The sequence below is a fragment of the Pseudomonas sp. HN8-3 genome (assembly GCF_020790195.1).
Taxonomy (GTDB): domain Bacteria; phylum Pseudomonadota; class Gammaproteobacteria; order Pseudomonadales; family Pseudomonadaceae; genus Aquipseudomonas; species Aquipseudomonas synxantha_A.
The window spans coordinates 1,723,502-1,739,069 of the sequence record NZ_CP086206.1 but is presented as its reverse complement, the minus strand read 5'-3'; the positions used below and the strand labels follow the sequence as shown (position 1 = coordinate 1,739,069).

Sequence of the window (15,568 nt, the reverse complement as noted above, 5' to 3'; positions counted from 1 at the left end):
CATTTTGGCACTACATATTGAGTCAAAACCGGTCATTGTTTGTCTTAGCCACTACATTTCCTACAAACCGTAATAGGCACAGTCAGCAACTGACAGGCGGCACCTGGGGCCGTTACAATTACCGACTTTGTCGCAACGCTTGGAGCTCAACCTTCCGTGCCCGTTCTGCGTCTACCGCTTCTCCCTGCCGCGGCAGGTAAACAGCACTGGGGCAACCTGCCCGGTGCCGCCCTGAGCCTGGCCATTGCCGAGGCTGCCAGCGCAGCCAAGCGCTTTACCCTGCTGCTTACCGCCGACAGCCAAAGTGCCGAACGGCTGGAGCAGGAGCTGAGCTTCTTCGCCCCGGATTTGCCGGTGCTGCATTTTCCCGACTGGGAAACCCTGCCTTACGACCTGTTCTCGCCGCACCAGGACATCATCTCCCAGCGCATCGCCAGCCTGTACCGCTTGCCGGAACTGGCCCACGGCGTGCTGGTGGTGCCGATCACCACGGCGCTGCACCGCCTGGCGCCGACCAAGTTCCTGCTTGGCAGCAGTCTGGTGCTGGATATCGGCCAGAAGCTCGACGTAGAACAGATGCGCACGCGCCTGGAAGCCAGCGGCTACCGCTGCGTCGACACGGTGTACGAGCACGGTGAGTTCGCAGTGCGCGGCGCCCTGATCGACCTGTTCCCGATGGGCAGCAAGTTGCCGTATCGCATCGACCTGTTCGATGACGAAATCGAGACCTTGCGCACCTTCGATCCGGAAAACCAGCGCTCCATCGACAAGGTCGACTCGATCAAGCTGCTGCCGGCGCGGGAGTTCCCGCTGCAAAAAGACGCGGTCACCCGCTTCAAGGCGCGCTTTCGTGAGCGCTTTGACGTGGATTTCCGTCGCTGCCCAATCTTCCAGGACTTAAGCAGCGGGATTACCCCAGCGGGTATCGAGTACTACCTGCCATTGTTCTTCGACGAAACCTCCACCCTCTTCGACTACCTGCCCCAGGACACCCAGGTGTTCTCGCTGCCAGGCATCGAGCAGGCGGCGGAAAACTTCTGGAACGACGTGCGCAACCGCTATGAAGAGCGCCGCGTCGATCCGTCCCGGCCTTTATTGCCGCCCGCCGAATTGTTCCTTCCCGTAGAAGACTGCTTCGCCCGCTTGAAAAACTGGCCGCGCGTGGTCGCCAGCCAACAAGATGTAGACGCCGGCAGTGGTCGGGAACGCTTCCCCGCGGGAACCCTGCCCGACCTGGCGATCCAGGCCAAAGCCACGCAACCGTTGGAAGCGCTGTCCAACTTCCTCGGTGACTTCCCTGGCCGCGTGCTGTTTACCGCCGAGTCCGCCGGGCGCCGCGAAGTGCTGCTGGAGCTGTTGGAACGCTTGAAACTGCGGCCCAAGACCGTCGACAGCTGGCCGGATTTTGTAAATAGCAAAGAGCGCCTGGCGATCACCATCGCCCCCTTGGACGAAGGCTTGTTGCTGGACGACCCGGCCCTCGCACTGATCGCCGAGAGCCCGCTTTTCGGCCAGCGCGTGATGCAACGCCGTCGCCGGGAAAAACGCGCAGACGCCAACAATGACGCAGTGATCAAGAACCTCACCGAGCTGCGCGAAGGCGCGCCGGTGGTGCATATCGACCATGGTGTAGGCCGCTACCTGGGCTTGCAGACACTGGAGATCGACAACCAGGCCGCCGAATTCCTCACCATGGAATACGCCGAGGGCGCCAAGCTCTACGTGCCGGTGGCCAGCCTGCACCTGATCGCCCGTTACACCGGTAGCGACGACGCTTTGGCACCGTTGCATCGCCTGGGCTCCGAGACCTGGCAGAAAGCCAAGCGCAAGGCCGCCGAACAGGTTCGCGACGTGGCCGCAGAATTGCTCGACATCTATGCCCGCCGTGCCGCCCGCGAAGGTTACGCGTTCGCTGACCCGAAAGCCGACTACGCCACCTTCAGTGCCGGCTTCGCCTTCGAAGAAACTCCGGACCAGCAAACCACCATCGAGGCGGTGCGCGCCGACATGCTCGCGCCCAAGCCGATGGACCGCCTGGTGTGTGGCGACGTGGGCTTCGGCAAAACCGAAGTGGCCATGCGCGCGGCCTTTATTGCGGTACACGGCGGTCGCCAGGTGGCGATCCTGGTGCCGACCACCCTGCTCGCCCAGCAGCACTACAACAGCTTCCGCGACCGCTTTGCCGACTGGCCAGTGACCGTGGAGGTGATGAGCCGCTTCAAGTCCGCCAAGGAAGTGAATGCCGCCGTTGCCGACCTGGCCGAGGGCAAGATCGATATCGTCATAGGCACCCACAAGTTGCTGTCGGACGACGTGAAGATCAAGAACCTGGGCCTGGTGATCATCGACGAAGAGCACCGCTTTGGCGTGCGCCAGAAAGAACAGCTCAAGGCCCTGCGCAGCGAAGTCGACATCCTTACCCTCACCGCTACGCCGATTCCGCGCACGCTGAACATGGCCGTATCGGGTATGCGCGACCTGTCGATCATCGCTACACCACCCGCACGCCGCCTGTCAGTGCGCACCTTCGTGATGGAGCAGAACAAGAGCACGGTCAAGGAAGCCCTGCTGCGTGAACTGCTGCGCGGCGGCCAGGTGTATTACCTGCATAACGATGTGAAGACCATCGAGAAATGCGCCGCCGACCTCGCCGAACTGGTGCCGGAAGCCCGTATCGCCATTGGCCACGGGCAGATGCGCGAGCGCGAACTCGAACAGGTAATGAGCGACTTCTACCACAAGCGCTTCAACGTGCTAATCGCCTCGACCATCATCGAGACCGGCATCGACGTGCCCAGCGCCAACACCATCATCATCGAGCGCGCCGACAAGTTCGGGCTGGCGCAGCTGCACCAACTGCGCGGCCGCGTCGGGCGCAGTCACCACCAGGCCTACGCCTATCTGCTCACGCCGCCACGCCAACAGATCACTTCCGATGCGGAAAAACGCCTGGAAGCGATCGCCAACACCCAGGACCTCGGCGCCGGCTTTGTGCTGGCCACCAACGACCTGGAAATCCGTGGCGCCGGCGAACTGCTGGGCGATGGCCAGAGCGGGCAGATCCAGGCGGTCGGCTTCACCCTGTATATGGAGATGCTCGAACGCGCAGTGAAAGCCATCCGCAAGGGCGAGCAACCGAATCTCGATCAACCCCTGGGCGGCGGCCCGGAGATCAACCTGCGCTTGCCGGCATTGATTCCCGAAGACTACCTGCCGGATGTGCATGCGCGGCTGATCCTCTACAAGCGCATCGCCTCGGCCACCGACGAAGAGGGCCTCAAGGACCTACAAGTAGAGATGATCGACCGCTTCGGCCTGCTGCCCGAACCGACCAAGAACCTGGTGCGCCTGACCCTGCTCAAGTTGCAGGCCGAGCAGTTGGGGATCAAGAAGGTCGACGCCGGGCCGCAAGGTGGGCGTATCGAATTCGAAGCGCAGACGCCGGTCGACCCGTTGGTGCTGATCAAGCTGATCCAGGGCCAGCCCAACCGCTACAAGTTCGAAGGGGCTACGCTGTTCAAGTTCATGGTGCCGATGGAACGTGCCGAAGAACGCTTCAATACCCTGGAGGCGCTGTTTGAGCGCCTTATCCCGAAATCCGCTTGAAGGACGCCGCCATGCGCTTGTTCCGCATTCTGAGCCTGTTGTTGGTGGTACTCGCGCCTTCGGCATTTGCCGACAGCCCGTACCAGGTGGAAATGATCCTGGTGCGCCAGAATGCCGAGCCGGTGATCAACAGCCGCGCCGCCCCGGAGAACTGGGACGGCGGCGCCCAGCGCCTGGGCGAGCGGCTGAACCCGCCGCGCCTGGGCAACATCGTGGAAAAATTGCGCGCCGACTCCAACTACACCGTGCTCGCGCACAAGGCCTGGGAACAGAACCTGGGCGAGCAGCCGGTGAAGATCGCGATCACCGACGGCCAGGAGCAATTCGGCCAGTTCCCTATCGAAGGCGTGCTGAGCCTGCAACTGGGTCGTTTCACCGACATCGATGCCGACTTCTGGATCAACCAGTTCGACGGCAACGGCAGCGTGATCGCCAGTGAACACCTGGCGCAGAAAGACGTACGCACCAAGAACAACCAGCTTAATTACCTGGACGGCGGCCACCTGGCGTTGCTGATCAAGATCACCTCGCTGACCGCCAAGCCGCCCAGCGCACCGCCGCCCGACATGCAGGACTGATCCAGCGCCATGCCCCTCACTTCGCCTCTGACCAAACCCCTGGCCCCTTCGTGGGCCAATCGCTTCAAAGAGCAGAGCCTGGAGCGCGGGCGGCGTTACGCACTGGAAAATCGCGTGCGTATCGTCGAGTGCGGTGACAGCACCATTACCGCCAGTTGCGAAGGCTCCGGCGGTAACGTCTATCGGCAAACCATCTCGTTGCGTGAGTCGGCCAAGGGCCTGCTGATCCTGGTGGATAGCCGCTGTACCTGCCCGGTGCACACCAACTGCAAACACATCGCGGCGGTGCTGCTCAAGGTCCAGGAAACCCTGGCCTACCCGGCGGCGACCCAGGATGCGCAACTGCTGGAAAAACTCCAGGCCGTGCTGGATAACCGCGTGGTCCTGCCGCAGGTGGTCATGGAGGATGTGCGGCCCGTGCCACGCCTGTGGCTGGCGAGCGTCGAGTTCAGCGCGTTCGAACCGCGCAACGGCAAGATGCAGCGCTATATCCAGCACCGTGCGGCACTGTCGTTCAACTACCTGGGCAATTACGTCAGTGGGCAAAAGAACGCCGATATCATCGTGCGCCAGGACACCCAGAGCCTGCGAATCAAGCGCCACCCCGAGCTGGAACAAGCCTGTCGCGAACAGCTGCGTCTGCTGGGTTTCAAGATCGCCACGCGACAGAGCAAAGCCCTGCCGGAAAGTGCCGGCGAGCTGTTCGAGATGGTCAATGACAGCGCCTGGCTGAACTTCACGCTCAACTCATCGCCAACGCTGCGGGCCGAGGGCTGGGAGCTGCAAATCGATGAAGACTTCGGTTTCGACCTGAGCCCGGTGGACGACTGGTACGCCAGCGTCGATGAGGCGCCCGAGCGTGACTGGTTCGACTTGGAGTTGGGCATCATCGTCAATGGCGAGCGGTTGAGCCTGCTGCCGATCCTGTTGAACCTGATGCGCTCCCACACCGAGATCCTCAACCCGGAAAAACTCGCAAGGCGCCGCGATGATGAACTGATCCTGGTGAATATTCCCGGGCTGCCCAACGGCCACGGCCCGCTGCAAGTGGCGCTGCCCTACGGGCGTTTGAAGCCGGTGCTGGCGACTCTCGGCGAGTTCTACCTGCAAGAAACCGGCACCACGACGTTGCGCCTGGCCAAGGCCGACGCGATCAGGCTCAACCCGCTGGAAGACCTGCCGTTGCAATGGGAGGGTGGCGAGAAGATCCGCAACTTCGCCCAACGCCTGCGGGACATCAAGGACTTCACCTGCGTGGCGCCCGAGGGCCTGAACGCAACCTTGCGCCCCTATCAACTGGAAGGCTTGAGCTGGATGCAGTCACTGCGCCAGTTGGAAGTGGGCGGGATTCTCGCGGACGACATGGGCCTGGGCAAAACCCTGCAAACCCTGGCGCATATTCTCACCGAGAAAATCGCCGGGCGCCTTGATCGGCCCTGCATGGTCGTGATGCCCACCAGCCTGATTCCGAACTGGCTCGACGAAGCAGCGCACTTCACCCCGCAACTGCGGGTGCAGGCGCTGTACGGCGCAGGGCGCAAGAAACACTTCGCCAACCTGCACGACTACGACCTGCTGCTGACCACCTATGCCCTGCTGCCCAAGGACATCGACACGCTCGCCGCCCTGCCCTTGCATGTATTGATCCTGGATGAAGCGCAGTACATCAAGAACCCGTCCAGCAAGGCCGCCCAGGCCGCACGCGAGCTGAACGCCCGCCAGCGCCTGTGCCTGAGCGGCACGCCATTGGAAAATCACTTGGGTGAACTGTGGTCGCTGTTCCACTTCCTGTTGCCGGGTTGGCTGGGCGACGTGAAGAGCTTCAACCGTGATTACCGCGTGCCGATTGAAAAACGCGCCAGTGACGTGCGCTTGCAGCACCTCAACGGTCGGATCAAACCGTTCCTGCTGCGCCGCACCAAGGAACAGGTGGCGACCGAACTGCCACCCAAGACTGAGATCATCCACTGGGTCGACCTCAACGAGGCCCAGCGCGACGTGTACGAAACCATGCGTCTGGCCATGGATAAAAAAGTCCGCGACGAAATCACCCGCAAGGGCGTGGCCCGCAGCCAGATCATCATCCTTGAAGCGCTGCTCAAACTGCGACAAGTGTGCTGCGACCTGCGCCTGGTCAACGACGCCACTCTGCCGGCGCGTGGCAGCAGCTCGGGCAAGCTCGACAGCCTGATGGACATGCTTGACGAGCTGTTTGCCGAAGGCCGCAGGATTCTGCTGTTCTCGCAGTTCACTTCGATGCTGAGCCTGATCGAAATCGAACTGAAAAAACGCGGGATTGCCTACGCATTGCTAACCGGCCAGACCCGTGACCGACGTACACCGGTGAAGGATTTCCAGAGCGGCAAGTTGCAGATCTTTTTGATCAGCTTGAAGGCCGGTGGCGTGGGTTTGAACCTGACCGAAGCCGACACGGTGATTCACTACGACCCGTGGTGGAACCCGGCCACGGAAAACCAGGCCACCGACCGTGCGTATCGCATCGGGCAGGAAAAGCCAGTGTTTGTGTACAAGATGATTGCGCGGGGCACGGTGGAGGAGAAAATTCAGCACTTGCAGAAGGAGAAGTCCGACCTTGCGGCGGGTGTTCTGGATGGCCGGACCACTGGCGATTGGCAGTTGGGTAATGAGGATATCGAGGCGCTCTTCGCACCACTGCCTAATAAGCAAGAGAAGCGCTGACTGTTAGATCGCTATCGCAGGCAAGCCAGCTCCCACACTTGAATGTATTCACACATCAAAATGTGGGAGCTGGCTTGCCTGCGATGGTCGCGCTTCGGTTTTCAGCCGATCAACTGCGCATCGCGCAACGCAGTAAGCGCTGTCAGCCAACGCGGGTCCTGCTTATAGTCCGTTGAGGCAACCGCCTGCCCACGCATACGCGCTATCCGCGCCGATGGCGTGACCTTCATCCGCTGTGCTGCACTCAGCGCCAACTCGGCCGCCGCACGGTCATTGCACACCAAGCCCATGTCACAACCAGCGGTCAACGCCGCTTCGATACGGCTGGCCGCATCGCCGACCACATGGGCGCCCGCCATGGACAGGTCATCACTGAAGATCACCCCGTCGAACTGCAACTCACCGCGCAGGATGTCCTGCAACCAGCGACGCGAAAAACCAGCAGGCTGGGCATCAACCTGCGGGTAAATGACGTGCGCCGGCATCACGGCGGCCAATTGCTTACTCAAGCGTGCGAAAGGCACCAGGTCATTGGCACGAATCTGTTCCAGGCTGCGTTCGTCATTGGGAATCGCGACGTGGGAATCGGCCTCGGCCCAACCGTGCCCGGGGAAGTGCTTGCCGGTGGCGGCCATACCGGCGCTGTTCATGCCGCGAATAAAGGCACCGGCCAGTACGGCGGCGCGCTCGGGGTCGCCTTCGAAGGAGCGAGTGCCGACCACGGCGCTGCGTTGGTAATCCAGGTCCAGCACTGGGGCGAAACTCAGGTCGAGACCCACGGCCAGTACTTCGGTGGCCATGATCCAGCCGCACTGTTCTGCCAGGTATTCAGCGTTGGGGTTATCGGCCAGCGCGCGCATGGCTGGCAGGCGCACAAAGCCCTGGCGCAGGCGCTGTACGCGCCCGCCTTCCTGGTCGACCGCCAGCAGCAGGTCCGGGCGCACCGCACGGATCGCCGCACTCAGCTCGCGAACCTGGCGTGGATGCTCGATATTGCGCGCAAAAATAATCAGGCCGCCCACTTCCGGTTGGCGCAACAGGTGACGATCCTCGGCCGTCAGCCAGGTACCGGCAACGTCGACCATCAAAGAACCTTGCAGGGCAGCAGTCATAAACCTTCCTTAAATAACGCACACAACCCGTCGGGCTGACCAGGCACGGTCAGCACGACGGGTTGCGGATAAATAGCTGAAATCGGCATGGCGGCTAGCTTAGCGGATGCTAGCGGCCACGCACACCCAGGGGCGATCAAACCTTGGCGGCGACCGGTGCAGTTTTGCTGCGTGGGCGCAATTGGGCGGCAGCCATGGTCGAGTCGGTGACGCCGGTCTCGGCGCGCATACCCGCAGCGAGGAACGGCACCATCAGGCGCATCACCTGTTCGATCGAGGTGTTCACGCCGAAATCGGTCTCGGCTATCGCTCGCAACGCCTTGATCCCGGACATGCTGAACGCCGCAGCGCCGAGCATGAAATGCACGCGCCAGAACAGTTCGATAGGCGGAATACGTGGGGCCGCCTCGTTGACCAGCAACATATAGCGGCGGAATACTTTGCCGTACATGTCTTCCAGGTAACGACGCAGGTGGCCTTGGCTCTGGCTGAACGCCAGGCCCAGCAGGCGCATGAAGATCGACAGGTCATTACCACTGCGAGGTTGCACGACCAACGCCTGCTCTACAAGAATTTCCAGCAGCTCTTCCAGGCTTGGCTTGTGATCAGCCTTGGCCTGGCGGCGCTCCAACTCACGGTCGAGGCTGGCACAGAATGGCCCCAGGAAGCGGGAAAACACCGCTTGGATCAGGGCTTTTTTCGAGCCGAAATGATAGTTCACGGCAGCGAGGTTGACCCCAGCCTTGCTGGTGATCAGCCGCAATGAGGTTTCAGCAAATCCTTTTTCCGCGAACAATTGCTCGGCAGCATCGAGAATGCGTTCAACGGTTTCCGACTGGGCCATGGCTACTCCGCCTGACAAACACTTGTTTGAAACATACGTTTCAGAGTGTGTCTTGTCAAGCCTGCGGGTTCGCTTTCCGGCCGGGCAGTCACCCCTTTCATCGCTATTTAATCACATCCCTTTCGCCGTGTAGGCAACACCCTATCTACGTTGTAGGAAGGGTGACGCATGACCGTCCAGCGGAGTCGCGCAAAAGGATGATTGCCAAGCGCAGTTCACTGTATATAATCCCAGTCACTGTATAAAAAGACAGAGCGATCAACATGCTAAAACTGACGCCACGCCAAGCCGAGATTCTGGCCTTCATCAAGCGCTGCCTCGATGACAACGGTTACCCGCCTACCCGTGCGGAGATTGCCCTGGAACTGGGGTTCAAGTCCCCGAATGCCGCGGAAGAACACCTCAAGGCGCTCGCTCGCAAAGGCGCGATCGAGATGACTCCAGGGGCTTCACGCGGTATCCGCATCCCTGGCTTTGAAGCCAAGGCCGACGAATCGACACTACCGATCATCGGCCGCGTCGCTGCCGGTGCGCCGATCCTGGCGCAGCAGCACGTCGAGGAATCCTGCAACATCAACCCGACCTTCTTCCATCCTCGCGCCGACTATCTGTTGCGTGTGCACGGCATGAGCATGAAAGACGTAGGCATCTTCGATGGCGACCTGCTCGCAGTGCATACCACCCGTGAAGCCCGCAATGGCCAGATCGTCGTCGCCCGTATCGGTGATGAGGTCACGGTCAAACGCTTCAAGCGTGAAGGCAGCAAGGTCTGGCTACTGGCCGAGAACCCTGAGTTCGCCCCGATTGAAGTCAACCTGAAAGATCAGGACCTGGTGATCGAAGGCTTGAGTGTCGGCGTCATTCGCCGCTAAAGGAGGCATCATGCAGCTCGTGCACACCCCACAACACACACAACTGTCGCTGTTCGAGGCCTTTATGGCCCAACCCCTTGCGCCCATCCTCAAGGAAACGGTCGAAGCCCCCTGGGGCGGTGAACCTGAGGCGTTCAGTGAATTGTCGTTGCGCGGTGCGGCCGAAAGCTGCCTGAACCTGCTGGCGCCAATTCTGCGCGAATTGAGCGAAGACCAGGACGCACGCTGGCTGACGCTGATCGCCCCGCCCGCCAGCCTGACCCAGGCCTGGCTGCGGGACGCCGGCCTCAACCGCGAGCGCATCCTGCTGTTGCAGCCACGGGGAGCGCAGAGCGCCCAGCAGTTGACCTGTGAGGCCTTGCGTCTAGGCCGCAGTCATACGGTGGTGAGCTGGTTGAATCCGTTGAATGCGAGCGCCAAGCAGCAACTCATCAGTGCCGCACGTACGGGCGACGCTCAGAGTTTGAATATTCGTTTGGGATAAAACTACAGCTTGGCTTGCAGTGATCGGGCTTGGAAGCCCCCTCACCACAAGACTCAGTGAAGTACGCGCGGGCCGTCGTCCTTCTCCGGTTCGCCTTCAGCCAGGCGACCTGCCATCTGCACGCCCACGCTCAACATGGCTTTAGCCACTTCCACGTGCTGGCCCTGCAGGAACACTTTGGCATCTTCGGAAAAATCCAGAATAACCAGAGAACCTTCGTCCTCAGCCCGGCGCAGTTCGATTCGGCCATCAGGCAGTTCAACAATTTCCAGAAAGGACGTTGGCATAAAAGTCTGTTCTCCACGAAAGGCCGAGATTATATCAGTCATCCACCCAGCCTCGCAGAGGAACCGGGCAGGTTTCTTTACGGCTTGATGAATGGTGCCCGGCGAGCGCCGACCTTCAGCACTCGTTCAACCCCTCACGAAAACGCAGCGCCATCTTTTTCAGCTCCTGGCGCCAGCCTTCCAACTCTTCGCGCCCCAAGGGCTTGGGCTCATCCTGTTCCAACGCCACGGCAACGATCAGCGGCTGGGTGACATCGCCCTTGGGCACATGGGGAATACGTGGTGGATGGAACATATCGGCATGGGCCTTGAGCAGCCGTGCCACCCAACTGTCAGGGCTCTGGGCCATTTCCACCAGCTCGGCCAACTCAGGGATCGCCATCGAATCGAGCACTTCACGATTCATGATCATTTCTGCACGGGGGGCACCTGCCTGGGGCAAGCGGTAGAACCCTGCAATTTCATGGCATAGCCCCAGCAACGCGCCATAGAGATGAAACAAGGCCGCTTCGCGCCCCGCCTGCACCAGCGCGATGGCATTCATCTCCTTCCCTTCCTCTGCACGGCCAAGGGCGTCCAGGGATAAACCCGCGAAGTAAATTTTCTGATTGGTACGGGTATAGAGTTCGTTGGCCATGACGGCAATCTCCACAACGAATAGGCGTGATGCTGGCTGAACAGTGTCACGGATCAGCCGAACGTACTGCAAGTGCAAATGCGGGAGGGGGCTTGCTCCCGATGGCGGTGGGTCAGTTACAGATGTATCAACTGACACTCCCTCATCGGGGGCAAGCCCCCTCCCACATTTGGATCTTCAGCGCATCCGACGGATCAAGCGCCCTGGCGCTTGTCCTCGACCTTCCACTTGCCGCCGTCGTAGAACGCTTTCCAGCCGGTAGGCTTGCCGTCCACTTCGGTCTGCACGTACTGCTCCTTGGTCTTGCGGCTGTAGCGGATTACGGCTGGGCGACCATCCGGGTCCTTCTTCGGCGCTTCACACAGGAAGTGGTACTTCGGATCGATCTCGTCCTTGTGCGGCACGATCTCCATCACCAGCGGCGCACGGGTCTCGCGGTTTTTCGGGAACTGGCTGGCAGCCAGGAACAGCCCCGATGCGCCGTCACGCAGGATGTAGGTGTCGTTGACCTTTTCGCACTTGAGCTCCGGCATCTTCACCGGATCCATCTTCGGCGGCGCCGCATCACCGCTTTTGAGCAGTTTGCGCGTGTTCTTGCAGGTCGGATTGGTGCAGCCGAAGAACTTGCCGAAACGGCCGGTCTTGAGCTGCATCTCGCTGCCGCACTTATCGCATTCCAGGCTCGGACCTTCATAGCCTTTGATGCGGTAGGTGCCCTCTTCGATCTCGTAGCCATTGCAATCGGGGTTGTTACCGCAGATGTGCAACTTGTGCTTCTCGTCCAGCAGGTAGGCGTCCATCGCCGTGCTGCAGATCGGGCAGCGGTGCTTGCCACGCAGCACCAGCGACTCGGATTCACCCTCGTCATCAGCCGCGATTTCATCGCCCGGCACCAGGTTGACGGTCGCCTTGCAGCGCTCTTTGGGCGGCAGGCTGTAGCCTGAGCAACCGAGGAACACGCCCGTGGAGGCGGTACGAATCTGCATTGGTCGACCGCAGGTGGTGCACGGAATATCCGTCATCACCGGCTGGTTGGCGCGCATACCGCTCTCAGGGTTCTCGGCTACTTCGAGTTTTTTCTTGAAGTCGCCGTAGAACTCATCCAGCACGTTTTTCCAGTCGCGTTCGCCCTGGGCCACGTCATCGAGATTCTCTTCCATGCCGGCGGTGAAGCCGTAGTCCATCAGGTTGGAGAAGCTCTCGGACAGGCGCTCGGTAACGATATCGCCCATCTTTTCCGAATAGAAACGACGGTTGTGCAGCGCGACGTAGCCACGGTCCTGGATGGTAGAAATGATCGCTGCATAGGTCGACGGGCGACCGATACCGCGCTTTTCCATCTCTTTCACCAGGCTGGCTTCGGAATAACGCGCCGGTGGCTTGGTGAAGTGCTGGGATGGGTCGAGCTTGATCAGCTTCAACGTATCGCCCTGGGCCATGTCCGGCAGCACGTCGTCATCGCCAGGCTTGGCGATTTGCGGCATGACACGGGTGTAGCCGTCGAACTTGAGGATACGGCCCTTGGCGCGCAGCTCGAAGTCGCCAGCGCCCACACTGACAGTGGTAGACAGGTATTGCGCCGGCAGCATCTGGCAGGCCAGGAACTGGCGCCAGATCAGCTCGTAGAGGCGCTCAGCGTCACGCTCCATGCCGCTCAGCTTGGCGGGCGTGGTGTTGGCGTCGGAAGGACGAATCGCTTCGTGAGCCTCTTGTGCGCCTTCCTTGCTGCTGTAGACGTTCGGCTTCTCCGGCAGATAGGTCTTGCCGAACTCGCTTTCAATATACGTGCGCGCCATCGCCACCGCGTCTTGCGACAGGTTGGTGGAGTCGGTACGCATGTAGGTGATGTAACCGGCTTCATACAGACGCTGGGCCATCATCATGGTCTTCTTCACCCCGAAGCCCAAGCGGTTGCTCGCGGCCTGTTGCAGGGTAGAAGTGATAAACGGCGCCGACGGCTTGCTGCTGGTCGGTTTGTCTTCGCGCTTGACGATGCTGTAGCTGGAGGCCTTGAGCTTCTCCAGCGCGGCCATGGCCTGGGCTTCGTTCAGCGGCTTGAAGGCCTCGCCTTTCTCGCGGGCCACTTCAAAGCGCACGTTGGCGCCCTTGGCGGTGCCGAGATCGGCGTGCACTTCCCAATATTCTTCGGGGTTGAACGCACGAATCTCACGCTCACGCTCTACCACCAGCTTGACCGCTACCGATTGCACACGGCCGGCGGACAAACCACGGGCAATTTTCGCCCACAACAGTGGCGAGACCATGTAGCCCACGACGCGGTCGAGGAAGCGACGGGCCTGCTGGGCGTTGACGCGGTCAATATCCAGCTCGCCCGGCTTGGAGAAGGCTTCCTGGATGGCTTTCTTGGTGATTTCGTTGAACACCACACGCTTGTAGCGGCTGTCATCACCGCCGATGGCTTCGCGCAGGTGCCAGGCAATGGCTTCCCCTTCGCGGTCCAAGTCCGTCGCGAGATAGATGGTGTCAGCATCCTTGGCGAGCCGGCGCAGCTCTTCGATGACCTTTTCCTTGCCCGGAAGGATTTCGTACTTGGCCTTCCAGCCATGGTCCGGGTCCACACCCATGCGCGAGACCAGCTGCTTGCGCGCTTTCTCTTTAGGGCTGAGCACCGGACCTTCGCCCGCAGCCGCCTTGCCGCGCTTGGCGGCAGGCTCCTTGCTGGCGCTAGCCGAACCGCTGGTGGGCAGGTCTCGGATATGGCCGATACTCGACTTCACCACGTACTCGTTGCCCAAGTACTTGTTGATGGTCTTGGCCTTAGCCGGGGATTCCACAATGACCAGCGATTTGCCCATGGATCGGAAAATTCCTGAATTCGAGAAGTGAAAGGCAGTTGGCGCCTGTCGCGGCAACGCTATATATAGTGGCAACAAGGTGAGGTCAAGCGCAGCATTCTGCGCGACCTGCCGTTATTGCCCTTTAAAAAGACTGGGTTCGGCCTGGACCAAAGCAAAGCGCGGGACCTGCTCGCCGTCAACTTCAACGGTCTCCAGGAACATGCTCAAGGGACGCACCCAAAAGCCGTATTCGCCATACAGTGCTTGGTAAAACACCACTTCTTCTTCGGTTTCGGAGTGCCGTGCCACGCTGAAAACGCGGTACTGCGGCCCCTTATAATGTTGGTAGAGCCCTGGTTCAACTTTCATGCTCTGGCCCTCGTACAAAATTTGTTGAAAAAAAATATTAAAAAGTTCCAAAAAACAAAAACCGGGGCACTTGGCCCCGGCTTCCGTCAACCGAACGTTTAGACGCGTTCGAAGACGGTGGAGATGCCTTGGCCGAGACCAATGCACATGGTAGCAACCCCGAGGTTGCCGCCATTTTGCTTCATCACGTTAAGCAAAGTGCCGGAGATACGTGCACCGGAGCAACCGAATGGGTGGCCCAGGGCAATCGCACCGCCGTGCAGGTTAACCTTCTCGTTCATCTTGTCGAGTACTTTCAAATCTTTCAGCACTGGCAGGGCCTGTGCGGCGAAAGCTTCGTTGAGCTCGAAGAAGTCGATATCGGAGATGGAAAGGCCCGCGCGCTTCAAGGCTTTTTGTGTGGCCGGTACTGGACCATAGCCCATGATCGCCGGGTCCACACCTGCTACCGCCATCGAACGGATCACGGCCAGCGGCTGGATACCCAGGTCCTGGGCACGCTGCGCCGACATCACGATCATGCACGAAGCACCGTCGGTGATCTGCGACGACGTACCGGCTGTCACGGTGCCGCCCTTTGGATTGAACGCAGGCTTCAACGCCGCGAGGCTTTCCAGGGTGGTGTCCGGACGAATGGTTTCGTCGTAGTCGAACAGTTTCAGGAAACCGTTCTCGTCGTAGCCGTTCATCGGGATGATCTCATCCTTGAACTTGCCTTCCACGGTCGCCTTGTGGGCGAGCTGGTGGGAACGCAGGCCGAACGCGTCCTGGGCTTCGCGAGTGATGCCGTGCATCTTGCCGAGCATTTCTGCGGTCAGACCCATCATGCCCGAGGCTTTTGCCGCGTACAGCGACATGTGCGGGTTGGGATCGACGCCGTGCATCATGCTGACGTGGCCCATGTGCTCCACGCCGCCGACCACGAATACATCACCGTTGCCGGTCATGATCGCTTGTGCAGCGGTGTGCAGCGCGCTCATCGACGAGCCGCACAGGCGGCTGACGGTCTGGCCGGCTGCGGTGTGCGGGATCTGAGTCATCAACGACGCCATGCGCGCGATGTTCCAGCCCTGCTCCAGGGTCTGGTTAACGCAGCCCCAGATCACGTCTTCGACTTCGTTCGGGTCAACCTTGACGTTACGTTCCAGCAGCTTGCTGATCAGGTGCGCCGACATGTCTTCAGCGCGGGTGTTGCGGTGCATGCCGCCCTTGGAGCGGCCCATCGGAGTACGACCGAAGTCGACAATCACGACGTCTCTTGGATTCAAGCTCATAAATATT

General features: G+C 60.5%; 12 protein-coding genes. 5 read left to right on the top strand and 7 right to left on the bottom strand.

All coding sequences use genetic code 11. The features are described from left to right. Positions 1–156 precede the first annotated feature (156 nt). From mfd to LJX92_RS07870, 3 genes are read left to right on the top strand one after another with little or no spacing between them, the layout of a single operon-like run. Positions 157–3,606: a transcription-repair coupling factor gene (gene mfd / locus LJX92_RS07880; RefSeq protein ID WP_148852349.1), complete on the top strand. Its 3,450-nt coding sequence runs from the start codon at positions 157–159 to the stop codon at positions 3,604–3,606. An 11-nt stretch (positions 3,607–3,617) separates the two neighbouring features. After that, a complete protein-coding gene (locus tag LJX92_RS07875) occupies positions 3,618–4,184 on the top strand; it encodes a CsiV family protein (protein ID WP_228309534.1) in 567 nt (188 codons plus the stop codon). A 9-nt stretch (positions 4,185–4,193) separates the two neighbouring features. Beyond that, positions 4,194–6,884, top strand: coding sequence for a DEAD/DEAH box helicase (locus LJX92_RS07870; RefSeq protein ID WP_228309533.1), 2,691 nt, complete (start codon positions 4,194–4,196; stop codon positions 6,882–6,884). A gap of 101 nt (positions 6,885–6,985) precedes the next feature. On the opposite strand, the gene nagZ is transcribed toward LJX92_RS07870, so the two are convergent. Next, positions 6,986–7,996 (bottom strand): beta-N-acetylhexosaminidase, encoded by a 1,011-nt coding sequence (gene nagZ / locus LJX92_RS07865; protein WP_032877216.1) that lies wholly within the window; start codon positions 7,994–7,996, stop codon positions 6,986–6,988. Between the two features lie 136 nt (positions 7,997–8,132). Continuing rightward, positions 8,133–8,840 carry a TetR/AcrR family transcriptional regulator gene (locus LJX92_RS07860; protein WP_005786171.1) on the bottom strand — a complete coding sequence of 236 codons (708 nt, stop codon included), beginning with the start codon at positions 8,838–8,840 and terminating at the stop codon, positions 8,133–8,135. A 263-nt stretch (positions 8,841–9,103) separates the two neighbouring features. On the opposite strand from LJX92_RS07860, the gene lexA reads away from it, so the two are divergent. Next, positions 9,104–9,712, top strand: a complete 609-nt coding sequence (gene lexA / locus LJX92_RS07855; RefSeq protein ID WP_003172575.1) for a transcriptional repressor LexA — start codon at positions 9,104–9,106, stop codon at positions 9,710–9,712. Between the two features lie 10 nt (positions 9,713–9,722). After that, positions 9,723–10,196, top strand: a complete 474-nt coding sequence (gene sulA, locus LJX92_RS07850; RefSeq protein ID WP_005786162.1) for an SOS-induced cell division inhibitor SulA — start codon at positions 9,723–9,725, stop codon at positions 10,194–10,196. Between the two features lie 53 nt (positions 10,197–10,249). Here sulA and LJX92_RS07845 read toward each other — a convergent pair whose 3' ends face one another. The 5 genes from LJX92_RS07845 to fadA all read right to left on the bottom strand — a co-directional run bounded on the left by LJX92_RS07845 (position 10,250) and on the right by fadA (position 15,561). Then, positions 10,250–10,483 (bottom strand): hypothetical protein, encoded by a 234-nt coding sequence (locus LJX92_RS07845; protein WP_005786160.1) that lies wholly within the window; start codon positions 10,481–10,483, stop codon positions 10,250–10,252. Positions 10,484–10,598: 115 nt separating this feature from the next. Beyond that, on the bottom strand, positions 10,599–11,120 hold the full coding sequence (locus LJX92_RS07840; RefSeq protein WP_032877217.1) for a DUF6586 family protein: 522 nt from the start codon (positions 11,118–11,120) through the stop codon (positions 10,599–10,601). A gap of 194 nt (positions 11,121–11,314) precedes the next feature. Then, positions 11,315–13,936 (bottom strand): type I DNA topoisomerase, encoded by a 2,622-nt coding sequence (topA, locus tag LJX92_RS07835; protein ID WP_005786156.1) that lies wholly within the window; start codon positions 13,934–13,936, stop codon positions 11,315–11,317. Between the two features lie 114 nt (positions 13,937–14,050). Continuing rightward, the gene (locus LJX92_RS07830; RefSeq protein ID WP_032803813.1) at positions 14,051–14,287 is read right to left on the bottom strand and encodes a DUF1653 domain-containing protein; all 237 of its coding nucleotides are present in this window, start codon (positions 14,285–14,287) and stop codon (positions 14,051–14,053) included. Between the two features lie 98 nt (positions 14,288–14,385). Further along, the gene (gene fadA / locus LJX92_RS07825; RefSeq protein ID WP_005786153.1) at positions 14,386–15,561 is read right to left on the bottom strand and encodes an acetyl-CoA C-acyltransferase FadA; all 1,176 of its coding nucleotides are present in this window, start codon (positions 15,559–15,561) and stop codon (positions 14,386–14,388) included. Positions 15,562–15,568 lie beyond the last annotated feature (7 nt).